The 15,927-nt window shown below is 73.5% G+C and carries 15 protein-coding genes and 1 pseudogene; 9 read left to right on the forward strand and 7 right to left on the reverse strand.

Annotated elements, in window-relative coordinates; translation table 11 throughout:
* Positions 1-70: 70 nt before the first annotated feature.
* Positions 71-1,291, forward strand: a complete 1,221-nt coding sequence (locus tag ACWDBE_RS06200) for an MFS transporter (protein WP_449789117.1) — start codon at positions 71-73, stop codon at positions 1,289-1,291.
* 879 nt (positions 1,292-2,170) lie between these two features.
* On the opposite strand, the gene ACWDBE_RS06205 is transcribed toward ACWDBE_RS06200, so the two are convergent.
* A complete protein-coding gene (locus tag ACWDBE_RS06205; RefSeq protein ID WP_392920249.1) occupies positions 2,171-2,350 on the reverse strand; it encodes a hypothetical protein in 180 nt (59 codons plus the stop codon).
* A gap of 34 nt (positions 2,351-2,384) precedes the next feature.
* On the opposite strand from ACWDBE_RS06205, the pseudogene ACWDBE_RS06210 reads away from it, so the two are divergent.
* Positions 2,385-2,612, forward strand: a pseudogene (locus ACWDBE_RS06210) (phosphatase PAP2 family protein); the annotation flags it as partial.
* 183 nt (positions 2,613-2,795) lie between these two features.
* Here the strand turns inward: ACWDBE_RS06210 and ACWDBE_RS06215 are convergent.
* From ACWDBE_RS06215 to ACWDBE_RS06230, 4 genes are all read right to left on the reverse strand, one after another.
* Positions 2,796-3,500, reverse strand: coding sequence for a response regulator (locus ACWDBE_RS06215; RefSeq protein WP_449807375.1), 705 nt, complete (start codon positions 3,498-3,500; stop codon positions 2,796-2,798).
* A gap of 61 nt (positions 3,501-3,561) precedes the next feature.
* Complete coding sequence (locus ACWDBE_RS06220) at positions 3,562-5,097, reverse strand: sensor histidine kinase (RefSeq protein WP_449807376.1); 1,536 nt, start codon at positions 5,095-5,097, stop codon at positions 3,562-3,564.
* A 196-nt stretch (positions 5,098-5,293) separates the two neighbouring features.
* A complete protein-coding gene (locus ACWDBE_RS06225; RefSeq protein WP_449807377.1) occupies positions 5,294-6,424 on the reverse strand; it encodes a serine hydrolase domain-containing protein in 1,131 nt (376 codons plus the stop codon).
* A gap of 116 nt (positions 6,425-6,540) precedes the next feature.
* Positions 6,541-6,987 (reverse strand): Lrp/AsnC family transcriptional regulator, encoded by a 447-nt coding sequence (locus ACWDBE_RS06230; protein ID WP_449789113.1) that lies wholly within the window; start codon positions 6,985-6,987, stop codon positions 6,541-6,543.
* A gap of 93 nt (positions 6,988-7,080) precedes the next feature.
* Here ACWDBE_RS06230 and ACWDBE_RS06235 point away from each other — a divergent pair, with 93 nt between their 5' ends.
* Together ACWDBE_RS06235 and ACWDBE_RS06240 are read left to right on the forward strand one after the other, a co-directional pair.
* Positions 7,081-7,890 carry an LLM class flavin-dependent oxidoreductase gene (locus ACWDBE_RS06235; protein ID WP_449789112.1) on the forward strand — a complete coding sequence of 270 codons (810 nt, stop codon included), beginning with the start codon at positions 7,081-7,083 and terminating at the stop codon, positions 7,888-7,890.
* On the forward strand, positions 7,887-8,345 hold the full coding sequence (locus tag ACWDBE_RS06240) for a nucleoside deaminase (RefSeq protein ID WP_449789111.1): 459 nt from the start codon (positions 7,887-7,889) through the stop codon (positions 8,343-8,345). The genes ACWDBE_RS06235 and ACWDBE_RS06240 overlap by 4 nt, the downstream gene beginning before the upstream one ends.
* On the opposite strand, the gene ACWDBE_RS06245 is transcribed toward ACWDBE_RS06240, so the two are convergent.
* Positions 8,342-8,782, reverse strand: coding sequence for a hypothetical protein (locus tag ACWDBE_RS06245; RefSeq protein ID WP_449789110.1), 441 nt, complete (start codon positions 8,780-8,782; stop codon positions 8,342-8,344). The two genes, ACWDBE_RS06240 and ACWDBE_RS06245, sit on opposite strands and share 4 nt — an antisense overlap.
* A 189-nt stretch (positions 8,783-8,971) precedes the next feature.
* Between ACWDBE_RS06245 and ACWDBE_RS06250 the strand changes: the two genes are divergently transcribed.
* From ACWDBE_RS06250 to ACWDBE_RS06265, 4 genes are all read left to right on the forward strand, one after another.
* Positions 8,972-9,574 (forward strand): DUF6939 family protein, encoded by a 603-nt coding sequence (locus tag ACWDBE_RS06250; protein ID WP_449807378.1) that lies wholly within the window; start codon positions 8,972-8,974, stop codon positions 9,572-9,574.
* Positions 9,575-9,790: 216 nt separating this feature from the next.
* Positions 9,791-10,897 (forward strand): threonine aldolase family protein, encoded by a 1,107-nt coding sequence (locus ACWDBE_RS06255; RefSeq protein ID WP_449807379.1) that lies wholly within the window; start codon positions 9,791-9,793, stop codon positions 10,895-10,897.
* Positions 10,898-11,075: 178 nt separating this feature from the next.
* Positions 11,076-11,654: an NADAR family protein gene (locus ACWDBE_RS06260; protein ID WP_449807380.1), complete on the forward strand. Its 579-nt coding sequence runs from the start codon at positions 11,076-11,078 to the stop codon at positions 11,652-11,654.
* 374 nt (positions 11,655-12,028) lie between these two features.
* Positions 12,029-13,192, forward strand: a complete 1,164-nt coding sequence (locus ACWDBE_RS06265) for a hypothetical protein (protein ID WP_449807381.1) — start codon at positions 12,029-12,031, stop codon at positions 13,190-13,192.
* Between the two features lie 105 nt (positions 13,193-13,297).
* On the opposite strand, the gene ACWDBE_RS06270 is transcribed toward ACWDBE_RS06265, so the two are convergent.
* Positions 13,298-14,680, reverse strand: coding sequence for a glycine--tRNA ligase (locus tag ACWDBE_RS06270; protein WP_449789105.1), 1,383 nt, complete (start codon positions 14,678-14,680; stop codon positions 13,298-13,300).
* Positions 14,681-14,874: 194 nt separating this feature from the next.
* Here ACWDBE_RS06270 and ACWDBE_RS06275 point away from each other — a divergent pair, with 194 nt between their 5' ends.
* Entirely contained in the window at positions 14,875-15,924 is a 1,050-nt protein-coding gene (locus tag ACWDBE_RS06275) for a metal ABC transporter substrate-binding protein (RefSeq protein ID WP_449807419.1), read from the forward strand.
* Positions 15,925-15,927: the final 3 nt, after the last annotated feature.

Genomic DNA, 15,927 nt, shown 5'->3' on the forward strand with positions numbered 1-15,927 from the left:
TCCTCACCCCCGGGCCGGCGTCCTCCCGGCTGGACCTTGACACGGATGTCAACGATAAACGATCGGGCCCATGCCCACTCCTGAACTCCACACCCCCGCGCGGCCGGTGGCCGCGGCACCGAGGCTGCCCTGGCCCGCGCTGCTGGCCATGAGCGCCGGCGGGTTCGTCACGATCATGACCGAGGCCCTGCCCGCCGGGGTGCTGCCCGCGATGAGTGCCGACCTCGGCGTCGGCCAGTCCGCCACCGGGCAGTCCGTCACGCTCTACGCGGTCGGCTCCATCGCGGCCGCCGTCCCGCTGACCGCCGTCACCGGCCGCCTGCCACGCAAGCCCCTGCTGCTGGTCGCCGTCGGAGGCTTCGCCGCGGCCAACGCCGTCACCGCCGTCTCGCCGAGCTATCCGCTCACCATGGCCGCCCGGTTCGCGGCCGGCCTGGTCGCCGGGCTGCTCTGGGCGCTGCTGGCCGGGTACGCCCGGGGCATCGTCGCCCCGGAGCAGCGCGGGCGGGCGACGGCCGTCGCCATGACCGGCTCGACGGTCGCCCTGTCGGTGGGCGTTCCCGCCGGCACCCTGCTGGCAAGCCTGGTGGGCTGGCGGGCCACCTTCGGGCTGATGAGCGCGATCGCCCTGGCGCTGACCGGCTGGATGCTGCTCGTGCTGCCGGAACCGCCCGGCCGGGCCGACCGGGCCCGGACTCCGGTCCGGCGGGTGCTGCGGACGCCGGGCGTCGCCGCCGTACTGGCCGTCACGGCGACCTTCGTGCTCGCCCACAACGTCCTCTACACGTACGTCGCAGCGCTGCTCGCACCACTGGGGCTCGCCGGCCGGACGGACACCGTCCTGCTCGTCATCGGGCTGTCCTCGCTGGCGAGCATCCTCGGCACGGGCGCCCTGATCGACCGGCACCTGCGGCCGCTGACCATCGCCGCCTCCGTCCTCCTCGCCGCCGCCGCACTGCTCATCGCCGCCGCCCTGCTCGGCGCGGACGGCCGGCCCGTCTACGCGGCCGCCGCGCTCTGGGGCCTCGGCTTCGGCGGCGCCGCCACCCTCCTCCAGACCGCCGTCGCCGACGCGGCCGGGCCGGCCGGGGACATCGCCCAGTCGCTGCTCGTCACCTGCTGGAACCTCGGCATCGCGGTCGGCGGCCTGGCCGGCGGCCTCCTCCTCGACCACGCCGGGCCGACGGCTCTGCCCTGGTCCGCCCTCGTCCTGCTGGCCGCCGCACTGACCGTCACCCTCGGCGGACGGCGCCACGCCTTCCCGACGCGGGGTGAGCACTCTTCCGTGTGAAATCGACGCACGTTCCTCGTGGCCGCCGCACGGCCCGCGCACTGTCGGCCGCATGAAAGCCAACGCCTCCGATCGCCGACTCCGCGCCATGGACTGCGAGTTGATCGACGGAGTCGCGGCCGGCGAAGGCACGGGGACCGCCCGCGACGGGCGGCTGATCGCCGCCGTCCCGCCGTCCCGTCGGCCGGCCCCGAGCGGCGGGTACGGGCGGACCTCGTTCGCGACGGCACCATCGGCCCGGAGAACGCCGCCACCGCACCCGGCCCGGCCGACTGGGCGCAGCCCGGGGCAGCACCGGGCTCGTGTCGGCCTCCGGGGCCCTGCTCGCCCTGCGGGAGGAGGATCGTTGACCTGCCTCGACTCCCGTGATCCTCAAGCTCCTGGCACCTGAGAACAGCGACGGCCGCGCCGGACCAGGTCGAGGTGCCGTGGGCGCCGCTCCGGGCCGGTGCACCGCAGGAGTCATCGGCAGGTCGGCCGACCTGCCGATCGTCCGCTCCGCGTCCGCCGCCCTGCCCCACCCGCTTCGACGGCCCCGGCAGGATCGCACCGCTCGTCCTGGCAGCCGCTGTTCGCCCGCCCGGCCCCTCCGCCCGGCTCGACCAGCGGTGTCAACCCTGACCATCGTCATGGTCGTTGCCTGACTTTCGGGTCGGGTGGAAAGGGCTCCTCGGCTTCTACCGTCCGGACCATGACGTACACGGACAGGAAATCCAGGAGGTCCGCGGCCGGCCGAAGGGTCCGGACCGCGGGGGCGGGCAGGCCCGTCCCGGCCGCGGCCCTGCTCTGCGCGGGGGCCGGGGTGGTGGCGTGGCTGGCGCCGGAGCGGGGTGGTGGGGCGGGGCCGGTGCGGGTGTCGGCCGGGTGGTCGGCGGCCGGCTACCGGCGGGTGGCGGAGGCCGTCGCCGATGCCCCGCGTGCGGTGGCCTCGCTGCTGGAGCCGGCCACCGAGGTGGGGTTGCTGGTGCTGGGGCTGCTGCTGGCGTTCTGCTGGTGGACGGCCCGGGCCCGGCGGGCCGCCGGGGCGGTCGCGGGGGTGGCACTGGTCGGGCTGGGCACGGTGCTGGCCTACGGGGCGAGCGAGGTGCTGAAGGTGGTCCTCGACGAGGAGCGGCCCTGCCGGGCTCTGGCCGGGCTGCCGGACCCGGCGGCGGCCGAGTGTCCGCCGCCGGGTGACTGGTCGTTCCCCAGCAACCACGCCACCCTGGCGGTCGCGCTGGCGACGGGACTGGTGCTGCTGCGCCCGCGCTGGGCACTGTCGGCCGTACCTGTCGGCGCTGCCACGGCCGCGCTGCGGGTGGCGGCCGGGGTGCACTATCCGCACGACGTGCTCGCCGGTGCCGCGCTCGGCGGCACGGTCACGGCGGCGGTCGTCCTCGCCCTGCGGCCTGCGGCCACCACCGTGGTGACGGCGCTGACCGAGGTGCCCGTCCTCGGGCGGCTGCTGTCGGCGCCGGCGCTACCGTCGGCCCCGGGCGCGAACTCGGGCTCGGGCGTGACGGTCTCAGTCCCGCGGGCCGCCCGCGCAGGTGGCGCCGAGGGTCAGCCCGGCCTCGTGCGCGAGGACGGCGGCGGCCGCCCGGTTGGCCACGCCCAGCCGCGCCAGGATGGAGCTCACATGGGCCTTCACGGTGCCCTCCACCACCCCCAGCCGGCGGGCGATCTGACCGTTGGACAGCCCGGCGGAGATCAGCGTCAGTACGTCCCGTTCCCGGGTGGTCAGGGCGGCCACCTGTTCCCGGGCTCCGGCGCGCCGGTCGGCGGGTCCGCCGGCTCCGGTGGCGGCCAGGTGGGCGACCACCCGGGCGGCCACCTTGGGTGAGAGGTAGGCCGCACCGCCCGCCACCGCGTGCACCCCGGCGAGCAGTTCCTCGGGCTCTCCGGACTTGATCAGGAAGCCGTTCGCGCCGCCGCTGAGCGCGCGCAGGATGTAGTCGTCCTCACCGAAGGTGGTCAGCATGAGCACTCCGGTCGCCAGACCGTTGCGGCGGATCTCGGCGGCGGCCGTGATGCCGTCCGTCCCGGGCATCCGGATGTCCAGCACGGCGACGTCCGGCCGGTGGCGCCGGACGAGTTCGACGGCCTCCCGGCCGTCCCCGGTCTCGGCGACGACCTCGATGCCCGGGTCGGTGGCGAGCACGGCGCGCAGTCCGGCACGGATCATGGGCTCGTCGTCGGCGAGCAGCACCCGGATCGGTGCGGTGGTCATCGGCGGCTCCTGTCGGTCGCTCGGGACGGATGTGGTGCGGGAAGGGAGGTGCGACGGGAGGTCAGGAGACGAGCACGTCGCGGGAGACGAGCCGGGAGTCCCGGAAGCAGAGCCGGTAGGCGTCGCCGGCCCGGTCCACGAACAGTTGGGCGGTGATGGCGTAGTAGGTGCACGAGACCCCCTCCCCCGACGGCGGCGCCGGTGTCGACGACCCGGCCGGCGGGCGGTACGGCAGCCGGTGGCCCGGCAGCAGGCGCTCGACCGAGGCCTGCTCCTGCCCCACCTGGAGGGAGGCGTAGACCTCCGGGTCCAGCACCGACAGGCTGACCACGTAGAGCGTCCATACTCGCAGGGCCACGGTCAGCAGCACGGCCGTCACCAGCGGGACGAGCACCACGGCGGCCAGTGTTCGCCCCACCCTGCGCCGAGCCTGCCGCAGCTCGCGCACCGGCGAGGGCGGGGCCGCGGGCACCGGCGGGACGGGCCCCGCGGCACGGCGCGGCAGCTCGGCCACGACCTCGAACCCGCCGTCCGGGCGGGCCCGGTGGGCGAAGGTGCCGCCCGCGAGCCGGACGCGCTCGGTCAGGCCGACCAGGCCGCGGCCGCCGGTGGACGGCACGGCGGGCACCGCGGTCTGCGCTGCGGTGGAGATGGAGGTACCGGCGAACGTCTCGACGAACGTCGCGGTGGGCGTTGCGCTGCGAGGGGTTGACCGGGGGGCCGACGACGCCGCGCCGGCACGGGCGCCGGCGGACACGGGCACGGGCCCGTTGACCACCCGGAGGCGGGCGCCGTCCGCCGCGTAGGCCACCTCCACGGTGACGGCCGCCCGCGGTGCGTGCTTGGCGGCGTTGGTCAGCGCCTCCTGCACCACCCGGAAAGCGGCGTGCTCGGTGGCGCGCGGGAGCCCGTCCGGCTCCCCGGTGATCTCCGAGCGGACGTCCAGGCCGGCGGCGGCCGCCTCGGCAACGAGCTGCGGGATGTCCGAGTCCGCGGGCCCGTGGGCCACGGAGGTGCCCTCGCCGTTCTCGTCCCCGGCGCGCAGGATGCCGATCACCTCGCCGAGCCGGTCGACGGCGGCGGCCGCGCCCGCCCGGATCTCCTGGACGGCCTCCCGGTGGGGCTGGGCCAGGCCGGGAGCGAGCTTGAGGGCCCCCGCGCGCAGAGCGATCAGACTGAGGTCGTGCCCGAGGGCGTCGTGCATGTCCTGGGCGATGCGGGCACGTTCACGCAGGCGGGCCTGCTCGGCGACGAGTTGCTGCTCGCGTTCCAACCGCTCGGCCCGCTCCCAGCCGGCGCGCACCAGCTCCTGCGACTGCCGCCAGAACCGGCCCAGCAACCACGGCCCCATCCCGGTGCTCACGGCGAGCGCGATGAACCGCAGGCCCAGAACGATCCAGGAGGGCATCGACCCGACCATCAGCACCCCGGCCGCCACCAGGACGGCGAACACCACCGCCGCCGGCCGTACCCGCTCCATCCGCAGCCCGGCCAGGAAGGAGAACCCGATCGCGGGCAGCGCCCACCAGAGGCTGGTGACACCGAGCCCGATACACACCGACGCCACCACGGGCAGCGCCACCCCACTCATCCGCATGCCCACGACCCTATGAGCGCCGCCGTCGATGCGGATCTGTCGAAAGTCATGCCCGGGGCAACTCATGCCCACTACGCGGCGCGCGGGCGGCTCCCCCGCCCAGGACCGCTCGTCCGCGATGTCCGTCCACCACGGCAACGGTGTGATCGACGACGAGGGGAACCGCCACCGCTCCTGCCCCCCGGCCCGGCCCGCGTCAGCGGCACAGGGCGGCGTCGACGATGTCCTCGAGGTGCCGGGTGACGGCGCGGTCGGTCGGGACGGTGGTCACCGCGATGTTCACGGCGCGCCCCTCGTCGGTGACGCCACCGCGGGTCTCGTAGCCCGGGATGTCGCCGCCGTGCCCCCAGTAGACCCCGCCGCAGGAGAGCGGCCGGCTGAAGACGCCCAGTCCGGCGCCGACCCCGTCTCCGATCGGCACCGTGGTGCGCATCTGGGCGAGCTGGGCCGCGGGCAGCAGGCGGTCCGGAACGAGCAGTTCGGTGAAGAACCGGTTGAGGTCCGAGTTGGTGGAGACCATCTGCCCGGCCGCCCAGGCCGCCGACGGGTCCAGCTCCGTGAAGTCGGTCAGCGGCCCGTCGGCGGATTCCCTGCGGTAGCCCTCGGGGTGGGGCTCCCGGATGGTGCGGTCGCCCACGGCCGGGAAGTAGGTGTGCCGCAGCCCGATGCGCCGGACGATCCGCCGGTCGATCTCCTCGGCCAGCGGCCGTCCGGTCACCCGCTGGACGATCAGACCCGCCAGCACGTAGTTGGTGCTGCTGTAGCCGAACTTCTCCCCCGGTGCGGAGGCGGGCTTCTGTCGGAGCGCGAGGTCCAGCAGCTCCCGGGGCTCGAAGTACCGGGAGCGGAGGGAGGCTTCGTCCAGCAGCCCCTCGTAGTCGGGCAGGCCGCTGGTGTGCCGGAGGAGCTGCCGGACGGTGACGCCGCGCCCGTCGACGCCCTCGCCCCGGGCCACCCCGGGCAGGTAGGCGTCGACGGGGGCGTCGAGGTCGATCCTCCCCTCCCCCACCAGCTGGAGCACCACGACGGCGGTGAAGGTCTTGGTGGTGCTGCCGATCCGCACCTGCCCGTCGACGGGGACCTTGGCGCCGGTGGCCAGGTCCCCCACCCCCGCGGTGTGGTCACGGCTTCGGCCACGCCCGTCCCGGACGGTCGCGAGCGCGGCGGGCATCCCGTCCGTTCGCACCAGCGCGTCCAGCCCCCGCTGGACGACGTCCGTCGGGGCCGCGGCCGAACCGGCTGACCCCACCGACCATCCGGACGCGACGGAAACGGCGGTCGAGAGCGTGAGGGCGACTGCCAGGCGGCGGATACGCGAACGACGCACGAGTCGACTCCTTTGGAATCGTGGGGAGTCGAAGACCCCCGGGGCACGATCGCCAGTCTGCTCGCGCGGCGTGCGGCCGGCCTCCCCCGATCGAGGGAGCACCGCCCGCCCCGACCTCAGGGCCGACCGGGCCCGCGCAGCGGCAGCGTCCGGCTGTAGACGACGTTCGTGGTGGTGCTGCCGAAGCCGGCCAGCTCGTCCACCAGGGTCTCCAGGTGCTCCATGGAGGTCGCGGCCACCTTCAGCGTGTAGCAGTCGTCGCCGGTGGTGCGCAGGCACTCCAGGATCTCCCGCCGTTCGGCGAGCAGTCGCCGCAGCGGCTCGTGCCGGTTGCCGGGGTACTTCAGCCGGACGACGGCGAGCACCGGATAGCCGACCTTCGAGAGGTCCACCGTCGCGTGGTAGCCGGTGATGACGCCCAGCGACTCCAGGTTCCGCACCCGTTCCGTGGTCGCCGACGGGCTGAGGGACACCCGGCGCCCCAGCTCGCTGAGGGAGATGCGGGCCTCCCGCTGCAGCTGCTCGATGATCGCCCAGTCGGTGTCGTCAAGATTCACGGCCATTCCGGCAATCTACCGGGAGAACCGCGGCCGACGACGGTCGGAACCGGGAAGAGTCCGTTCCGTCCGCCATGATCGCGGGGATAGCCTCGGAGCATGCAACTTGGCGTCAACGTACCGAACTTCGGCCCCGGGACGGACCCCGGCGTGCTGCGCGAGTGGGCCCGGACCGCGGAGGGTCTCGGCTTCGACCTCCTCATGGTGTCGGACCACGTGGCGGTGACCGCGGACGTGGCCGAGCGGTACCCGGAGCCGTTCCACGAGCCGTTCACCACGCTGTCCTGGCTCGCCGCGGTCGCCCCCGGCCTGCGGCTGGGCACGACCGTGCTCGTCCTGCCGTACCGGAACCCGCTGCTGGTGGCACGGATGGCGACCACCCTCGACCGGCTCAGCGGCGGCCGGTTCGTCCTGGGCGTCGGAGTCGGCTGGGCGCGCCGGGAGTTCGACGCCCTCGGCGTGCCGTTCGACGCGCGCGGCAGACTGACCGACGAGCACCTGGAGACCCTGCGGGACACCTGGGCAAACACGTCCGGACACAGGAAGGTGCCGGTCTGGGTCGGCGGCCACAGCGAGGCGGCGCTGCGCCGGGCGGTCCGGTTCGGCGACGCCTGGCACCCGCTGCGGCTCCCCGTCGACCGGATGCGGTCCGTCCTGGCCGAGCACCCGATGCCGGGCTTCGCACCCCGCATCGCCCTGCGGCCGACCGCCACGCCGGTCGACGACCCCGAGCGGCCCGCCGGCGTCGGCACCGTCGAACAGATCCTCGACGACCTCCGCCGGCTGCGCGAACTCGGCGCCGAGACCGTGGTGTTGGACCCCTACCACGGGGACCCGGAGGAGACCCGTCGACCGGAACGGGCCTGGCAGGCCCTCGCCACCGTCGCCACCCACTGGAGGACCGCGTGATCACCGAAGCCGACGAAACCCTCCTGCGCCGCGCCATCGCCATCGCCGTACGGGCGGTCGCCCGGGGCGACGCCCCGTACGGCTCCCTGCTGGCCGGCCCGAACGGCGAGATCCTCGCCGAGGCCCACAACACCGTGCGGCGCGACGACGACATCACGGCCCACCCGGAACTGAAGCTCGCCCGCTGGGCCGCCCGCGAACTCGACCCGGACACCGCCGCGCGCACCACGATGTACACCAGCTGCCAGCCCTGCGGCATGTGCGAAGGGGCCGTCCTCCGCTCCGGCATCGGCCGGGTCGTCCACGCGCTCTCCACGGAGCAACTCGTCGCCCTCAACCCCGACTCGGGCGCCTGGCCGCCGGTGACGACGGACGGCCCGGCCCTGCCCGCCGAAGCCGGTGCCCCGATCTCGGCCTACTACCGGCCCGGTCGGGCCGCAGAGGCCGCTCCCTAGACGAAGACCGTCAGGAGCCAGCCGACGGCCGAGAGTACGGCCGCCGACCCGCCGAGTACGGCCGGTCGGCGGCCGTGCTCGGCGCCCCGGACCCGTTGGAAGGCTGCGACCAGCGGGGCGATCCCCGCGATCGGCAGCACGATCCCGAGCAACAGGCAGTCCGGGCGACCGAACCCGACTCCGCCCAGGAGCAGGAAGACTCCCGCGACCACCGTCGCGAGCCCGACCGCGCACCCGGCGACGACGGTGGCGGCCCGGAAGCCGTCCGGACGGGCGCAGCCGAGCGGCACGGCGCACAGGAGGACGCAGACCGTCACGACCACGGCCGCGATCGAGAGGCGGAGGCCGAACCTCGCCGTGACGAGCAGCATCGGAAAGGCGACCACCGCGATCGCCACCCCGACGAACCCCCGGGCACTCGCCGGAACCGACGCCATGCTTCTCCCCTCCCGCCCCGGGAACCCGTGTCACGATCCACCGGTGTGGACATCGACCGGCCCGGTCCCGGTTCCCGGCCCTGCCGTCGGCGCCGGTGTCGGTGTCGCTCTCGGTTCCGGTTTCGGCGCCGATGTCGGTGGCACCGGGCACACTCGGCGGTCCGCGCCACCGAGAAGGGCAACCCACGGATGCCGATCCACATCGCCGGCCGCCGCCGCACGACAGCCGCACTGAACGCCGCGTTCCCCGGTGCGGAGATCGTCGACGTCACCTCCAAGGCACCGGACCCGTGGGTCCGGCTGAGCCCGTTCTTCCCGCACGGCGGCATCCCCGTCCCGTACGGTGACGGCCTGACCAGCGAGTCGGTGGAGGGGATCTGGCAGGCCCTCAAGGTCTTCCGGGACGCCGACGTCGACCCCGCGAAGCTGCGCATCACCTCGATGAAGGGCCTCAAGCGGACGGTGCGCCGGTTCGGCCCCGTCGAGGGCCACCGAACCGGCCCGCACGGCGACCGGCTCCTGTCGTACGAGACGGCCCGCCGCCGCATCTACCTGCCCGCCTACCGGTGGGTCCTCGAACACCGCACCGCCGACCTGGTCGAGCGGCTCCGGGGGATGGACGAGGTCGTGCTCCTCGACTACACCACCAACGGCGACGTCGCCGACCCCTCCAGCCCCCTGTCCCACGCCGCGCTCATCCGGCTGTACGTCGAGGGCCGCTGGCCCGCCGAGGAGCACCCGGACGCTCCGGCTCCGCGACCGGTCGAACACCCTGCGCCCCGAACGCCCTGAGCCCCGAGGCTGAGCCCTCCGGGCCCGTCGGCCGTGTTCCGGGCCCGTCGGCCGTGTTCCGGCTGCGGCACCGCGTCGGCGGGCGGCCGCGTTCCCTCTGTTCCCCACCGACGGCACCGCCCGGGCGGGCGGTGCCGTCGCCCGCTCTGGAACGCCTTCCACCCTCGCCGGGAAAAGCAGTTGGTCCGAACAAACGAGGAGTCCGACAATCGCCGGATGACCGACGACCAGAGCGAGTTCCAGCGGCGCCGCGCAGCCCGCATGACCTGCAAGCGCTTCCTCTCCGCCGACCGCGTCCTCAGCATCCGCGAGCGCCTCGCCCAGCTCTCCGCCTTGGACGGCCTGGACACCTGTCCCGACTTCTACGGCAACGACGGCCCGGTGCGGCAGTTGGAGGAAAGGACCGCCGCACTGCTCGGCAAGGAGGACGCGGTCTTCTTCCCCACCGGGACGATGGCCCAGCAGGTCGCCCTCCGCCACCACGCCGAGCACACCGGCAACACGGCCGTCGCCCTGCACCCGCTCAGCCACATCGAGCGGCACGAGCGCCACGCCTACACCCAGCTCACCGGCCTGCGCGGCCTCTGGCCCACCACCGCGCAACGCCAGCCGACGCCCGAGGAACTCGCCGCGCTGGGCGAGCCGTTCGGCACCCTGGCGGTCGAACTCCCGCTGCGCGACCCCGGCTACCTCCTCCCCGACTGGGACGAGCTGACCGCCCTGGTCGCCGCCGCCCGCGAGGCCGGCGCCCGGGTGCACTTCGACGGCGCACGCCTCTGGAACACCACGGTCCACTTCGACAAGCGGCTCGACGAGATCGCCGCCCTCGCCGACAGCGTCTACGTGTCGTACTACAAGGACCTCGGCGGACTCAGCGGAGCCGCCCTCGCCGGCGACGCCGCCCTCACCGCCCACGCCCGCACCTGGCGCCACCGCTACGGCGGCCAGCTCTTCCAGCAGTGGCCCGCCGCTCTCGCCGCCCTCCACGGCCTGGACACGGCGCTGCCCCGCCTGGCCGACTGCACCCGCCACGCGGCCACCCTCGTACCGGCCCTGGCCGCGCTGCCGGGCGCCCGGCTCCACCCGGAGGTCCCGCCCACCCACGAGTTCCAGCTCTGGCTGCCGCACCCGGCCAAGGCCCTGAACGCCGCCCACCTGGCGCTCGCGGAGAAGGAGGACATCTGGTTCGTCTCGTCCTGGCAGGACGCCGCCCCCGGCCTCGCCATGGCCGAAGTCAGCCTCGGCGAGGCGGCGCTGGTATGGACGGCGGCGCAGGTGCGGGAGGTCGGACTGCGCTTCCTGGAGCTGGCCGCCAAGTCCTGACGGAAGGGACCTCCCGAGGCACCGGGCCCGGACTGACCTCCCGTCAGCCGGAACCCGGCCCTTCCGGCCTCGCCGACCGGCGCCCCTGCGGAGTTCCCGGAATCCGGACCTCCACTCCGAGGAGTGATTCACCGCGAAACGGTTCGCGGCGAATCACCCTTTATGTCAGACTGACGATATGAGCGAGATGCACGTGGGGGACCTGGCCGCCGTCCGCAGCCGCGAGGAGTTGGTCGCGCTGATGGCCGACGGGGTGCGGCCGAAGTGGGTGATGTTCTGGGGGCACACCGAGCGCAAGGGCGGCGGGACGCGCCAGGAGTGCCTGAGCCAGTGGTGGCCCGGCGAGTTCACCGTCGACGGGGTCGGCTACGCCTCCGCCGAGCACTGGATGATGGCCGGCAAGGCCCGGATGTTCGGCGACGAGGAGATCGCTCAGCGGGTGCTGGAGGCCCGGACGCCCGGCGAGGCGAAGAAGCTGGGTCGACTGGTCAGGGACTTCGACCACGAGACCTGGACGGCCGGCCGCTTCGAGCTGGTGGTGGCGGGCAACGTCGCGAAGTTCGGGCAGGACGAGGCGCTGCGCGACTACCTGCTGGGCACGGGCGACCGGGTGCTGGTCGAGGCCAGCCCGCTGGACCGGATCTGGGGCATCGGGCTGGCCGCCGACGACATCCGGGCCCAGCAGCCCGCCGAGTGGCGCGGGTTGAACCTGCTCGGCTTCGCGCTGATGGAGGCGCGGACGCGGCTGGGCGCGTGAGCACGATCGCTCCACTCCTGGACGGAACGGTGGTGGCCTCGGCCGCGGCCGCCCTGCTCCTGGTGCCGGGAGTTCCGCGACGCAGGGCCCCGGAGGGGCGGCGCGTCGGCACCCGCCGGCCCGGGCCGGAGCCGGTGCTGGCGGTGGTCGCGACCATCTCCCGTCCGCCGCGGCCGCGTTGGCGGTGCTCGTCGCCACGTACTACGAGGCGACCGGCTGCGGAGCGCGACCAGCGCACTTCTCACAACGACCGCCGTCTGCGCGCTCCTTGACACCACTCGGACACGACTGGTCGTGCGCTCTTAACTCCTACGCCACATACTGACGCGAGGATGTCACACAGTCAGGGTCCGAATGGACAGGTTGGGGCGATCATGCGCATGCGGCCGACGGCACAACCCGCAGGCCAGCAGCGGGAAGGCGAGCAGCAGGCCGCCGAACTCCGCGCAGAACTGGACGAGTTACTCCGTGCGAGCCGCTACGCGAGTCAGCGGGAACGGCGCCTCAACGAGGCGATCCGCGCAACCCCCGGTCGACAGCGGCCGGACGGGGAGCTGCTGCGCCAACTCGCCCAGGCCCGCACCCTCCGTGAGGGGCTGGGCGCCCGCTGCCTCCAACTCAGCGACCAGCTGGAGGCGTTGGAGAGCCGGATCAGACACCGGCAGCAGCCTCCGCCACCACCGCAGCCCCAGCACCCCCACTTCCCGCAACAGCAACAGCAACAGCAACGACAACAGCGACAGCAGCCCTCACAACAACCCTCACCGCAGCAGGCCCCGCCGCCACCCGCCCGCCCCGACCTCGGCGCCCTCACCGAGCGGATCATCGCCCTCCACCGGGCCGGCTCCCTCACCGAGGTCGCCGAGGTGATCGACACGGCCGCCGCCCGCCTCGCCCCCGCCGACGCCTCGCTGCTGGTCGGCATGCTGACCCGGTACGGCCCGAACGGCAGCTCGCTCCACCTCGCCCGCAGCATCTCCCGGTCCGCTCCGGACCACTCCGTCGCCGTGCTCGCCGAGCTGCGCGAACTGGGCCTGGCCGAGGAGGCGGCGGAGGTGTTCCACGCCTTCTGGAGCTACCCGGCCGCCTCCGTCCCCGGCCTGCTCTCCGCGCTGGACCGGGCCGGGCTGGCCGCCGACAGCGCGACGCTGCTCTGGGAGTGGGGGTCGGCGCCGATGACCGAGCTGACCTCCCTGGCCGCCTGCCTCCAGCAGCACGGCCGGGCCGCCGACGTCCGGACCCTGCTGCGCCAGGCCGCCGGCCGCTCCACCGCCGACCTCGCCGACCTCGCGGCCGGGCTGCCGCCCGCGCTCGCCACCCTGCTGCTGAACGAACTGGCCGTGCTGCGCCCGCCCGTCGAGGTGGTCCGGCTGGCCACCGCCCTGAACGGCGCCGGCACCTCCGAGCTGTACGCGCAGCTGCTGGCCGCACTGCTCGCCGACGAGGCCCGCCACCGCACCACCCTCGCCGCCCTGCGCACCGCCGGCCTGCCGACCCGCCCGCCCACGGCCCCGCGCTCCCGCTGGGGACGGCGCTAGCGGCCCGCCGCCGGGCCCACCCCGACCGCTCCGCTCCCGGACAGCGAGGAGCCCCCGCCCGCCCCACCAGGGCGGACGAGGGCTCCCGAGCCGATCAGGCCCCCGCTAGCAGCCGATCAGCCGCGCGCCGAGGTACGCCTTGACCTGGTCCAGCGAGACGCGCTCCTGCGACATGGTGTCGCGGTCGCGGACGGTCACCGCGTTGTCCTCGAGGGTGTCGAAGTCGACCGTGACGCAGAACGGCGTGCCGATCTCGTCCTGGCGGCGGTAGCGCTTGCCGATGGCGCCGGCGTCGTCGAACTCGACGTTCCACGCGGTGCGCAGGTCGGCGGCCAGGCCGCGGGCCTTCGGGGAGAGCTCGGCGTTGCGCGACAGCGGCAGGACGGCGACCTTGACCGGAGCCAGGCGCGGGTCCAGCCGCATGCCGACGCGCTTCTCCATGACGCCCTTGGCGTTCGGCGCCTCGTCCTCGAAGTAGGCGTCGATCAGGAAGGCCAGCATGGCGCGGTTGAGGCCGGCCGCCGGCTCGATGACGTACGGGAAGTAGCGCTCGCCGGACTCCTGGTCGAAGTACCGGAGGTCCTTGCCGGAGGCCTCGCTGTGCACCCGCAGGTCGTAGTCGGTGCGGTTGGCGACGCCCTCCAGCTCGGAGAACTCGCTGCCGCCGAAGTTGAAGCGGTACTCGATGTCCACCGTGCGCTTGGCGTAGTGGGAGAGCTTCTCCTTCGGGTGCTCGAAGAAGCGCATGTTCTCGGTGCGCATGCCGAGGTCGACGTACCAGTCCCAGCGCTGCTGGAGCCAGTACTCGTGCCACTGGTCGTCCTCGCCCGGCTTGACGAAGAACTCCATCTCCATCTGCTCGAACTCGCGGGTCCGGAAGATGAAGTTGCCGGGGGTGATCTCGTTGCGGAAGCTCTTGCCGGTCTGGGCGATGCCGAACGGCGGCTTCTTGCGCGAAGTGGTCTGGACGGCGCTGAAGTTGGTGAAGATGCCCTGGGCGGTCTCCGGGCGCAGGAACGCCAGGCCGCTCGCCTCCTCGGTGACACCGAGGTGGGTCTTCAGCATGCCCGAGAAGTCCTTGGGCTCGGTGAACTGGCCCTTGGTGCCGCAGTCGGGGCAGTTGACGTCCTTGAGGCCGTTCGGCGGCGGGAAGCCGTGCTTGGCCTCGTACTTCTCCTCCAGGTGGTCGGCCCGGTGGCGCTTGTGGCAGGAGAGGCACTCGGTCAGCGGGTCGTTGAAGGTGGCGACGTGGCCGGAGGCCTCCCACACCTCGCGCGCGAGGATCACCGACGAGTCGAGTCCGACGACGTCCTCACGGGCCTGGACCATCGTGCGCCACCACTGGCGCTTGATGTTCTCCTTGAGCTCGACACCCAGCGGCCCGTAGTCCCAGGCGGCACGCGTGCCGCCGTAGATCTCGCTGCAGGGGTAGACGAAGCCACGGCGCTTGCTCAGGCTGACGATCGTGTCGATCTTGTCGGCGGCCACAGTGCTCTCTTCAGTACGTACGGCACGGTCAGGGCACGGCTGGTTGCGCGTACCCGAATACCTCAGGTTACCGGCCATACGGGTACGTGATTCAAATCGGTATCGTCCGGCCGCCCCCGCCCTCGGCCACCCTCCGTTCACCCGCCCGAGTGATTTGACAATCATTTCCATGTGAGATGAGAATGATTGTCATGATGATCGGACTGCCTCACCTCGGACTGACTCGCCGGACCCGTCGCTCCCTGGCCTTCGGCGCCACCGCCCTGGCCGCCTCCCTCGCCCTCACGGCCTGCGGAGGCAGCAGCAGCGCCGACAGCGGCACCGGTCGACTGAAGGTCGTCGCGTCCTTCTACCCGATGGAGTTCCTGGCCCAGCAGATCGGCAAGGAGCACGTCGCGGTCACCGATCTGACCGCCGCCGGCGTCGAGCCGCACGACCTGGAGCTCACCGCCAAGCAGGTCGGCACGGTCCAGAAGGCCGACGCGATCATCTACCTCAAGGGCCTGCAGCCCACCGTCGACCAGGCCGTCGCGCAGTCGTCCAGCAAGCACAAGATCGACGCCACCGCCGCCAGCCCGCTGGTCGACCACCACCTCGACGAGGGCACCGAGGACAACGCCCACGGGAGCGAGGCCCACGGGAGCGACGGCCACGGGCACGAGGGCCCGGCCGGCGACCCGCACATCTGGCTCGACCCGACCCGCTACGCGGCGATCGCCAAGAGCGTCGGCGACGAGTTCGCCAAGGCCGACCCGGCGCACGCCGAGGACTACCGGAAGAACACCGACGAGCTGGTCACCAAGCTCACCGGGCTCGACCAGGAGTTCCGGGCCGGGCTGAAGGACGCCACGACCAGGACCTTCGTCACCAGCCACGCCGCCTTCGGCTACCTCGCCGACCACTACGGCCTCACCCAGGTCGCCATCAACGGCGTCGACCCGGAGTCCGAGCCCACCCCGGCCCGCCTCGCCGCGGTGCAGAAGGCCGCCAGGGACAACGGCGTCACCACCGTCTTCTTCGAGACCCTCGTCAGCCCCAAGCTCGCCGACACCGTCGCCAAGGACCTCGGCCTCAAGACCGCCGTCCTGGACCCGCTGGAGGGCGTCAAGGACCCCTCCAAGGACGACTACCTGACGGTGATGAAGCAGAACCTGGCCAACCTCCGGGCCGCCCTCGGCGCCCCGGCCACGCCCGCCGGAACCGCCCCCGCGACCGACGCCGCCACCCCTGCCGCCACCAGCTGACGG

Source organism: Kitasatospora sp. NPDC001132, assembly GCF_053598415.1.

Coding starts and splice junctions, on each gene's coding strand:
- ACWDBE_RS06275 (WP_449807419.1), top strand. CDS start 14,875: ATGATCGGACTGCCTCACCTCGGACTGACTCGCCGGACCCGTCGCTCC.
- ACWDBE_RS06215 (WP_449807375.1), bottom strand. CDS start 3,500: ATGACCACCGCACCGATCCGGGTGCTGCTCGCCGACGACGAGCCCATG.
- ACWDBE_RS06250 (WP_449807378.1), top strand. CDS start 8,972: ATGCCGATCCACATCGCCGGCCGCCGCCGCACGACAGCCGCACTGAAC.
- ACWDBE_RS06220 (WP_449807376.1), bottom strand. CDS start 5,097: ATGCGGATGAGTGGGGTGGCGCTGCCCGTGGTGGCGTCGGTGTGTATC.
- ACWDBE_RS06235 (WP_449789112.1), top strand. CDS start 7,081: ATGCAACTTGGCGTCAACGTACCGAACTTCGGCCCCGGGACGGACCCC.
- ACWDBE_RS06265 (WP_449807381.1), top strand. CDS start 12,029: ATGCGCATGCGGCCGACGGCACAACCCGCAGGCCAGCAGCGGGAAGGC.
- ACWDBE_RS06230 (WP_449789113.1), bottom strand. CDS start 6,987: ATGGCCGTGAATCTTGACGACACCGACTGGGCGATCATCGAGCAGCTG.
- ACWDBE_RS06255 (WP_449807379.1), top strand. CDS start 9,791: ATGACCGACGACCAGAGCGAGTTCCAGCGGCGCCGCGCAGCCCGCATG.
- ACWDBE_RS06200 (WP_449789117.1), top strand. CDS start 71: ATGCCCACTCCTGAACTCCACACCCCCGCGCGGCCGGTGGCCGCGGCA.
- ACWDBE_RS06260 (WP_449807380.1), top strand. CDS start 11,076: ATGAGCGAGATGCACGTGGGGGACCTGGCCGCCGTCCGCAGCCGCGAG.
- ACWDBE_RS06245 (WP_449789110.1), bottom strand. CDS start 8,782: ATGGCGTCGGTTCCGGCGAGTGCCCGGGGGTTCGTCGGGGTGGCGATC.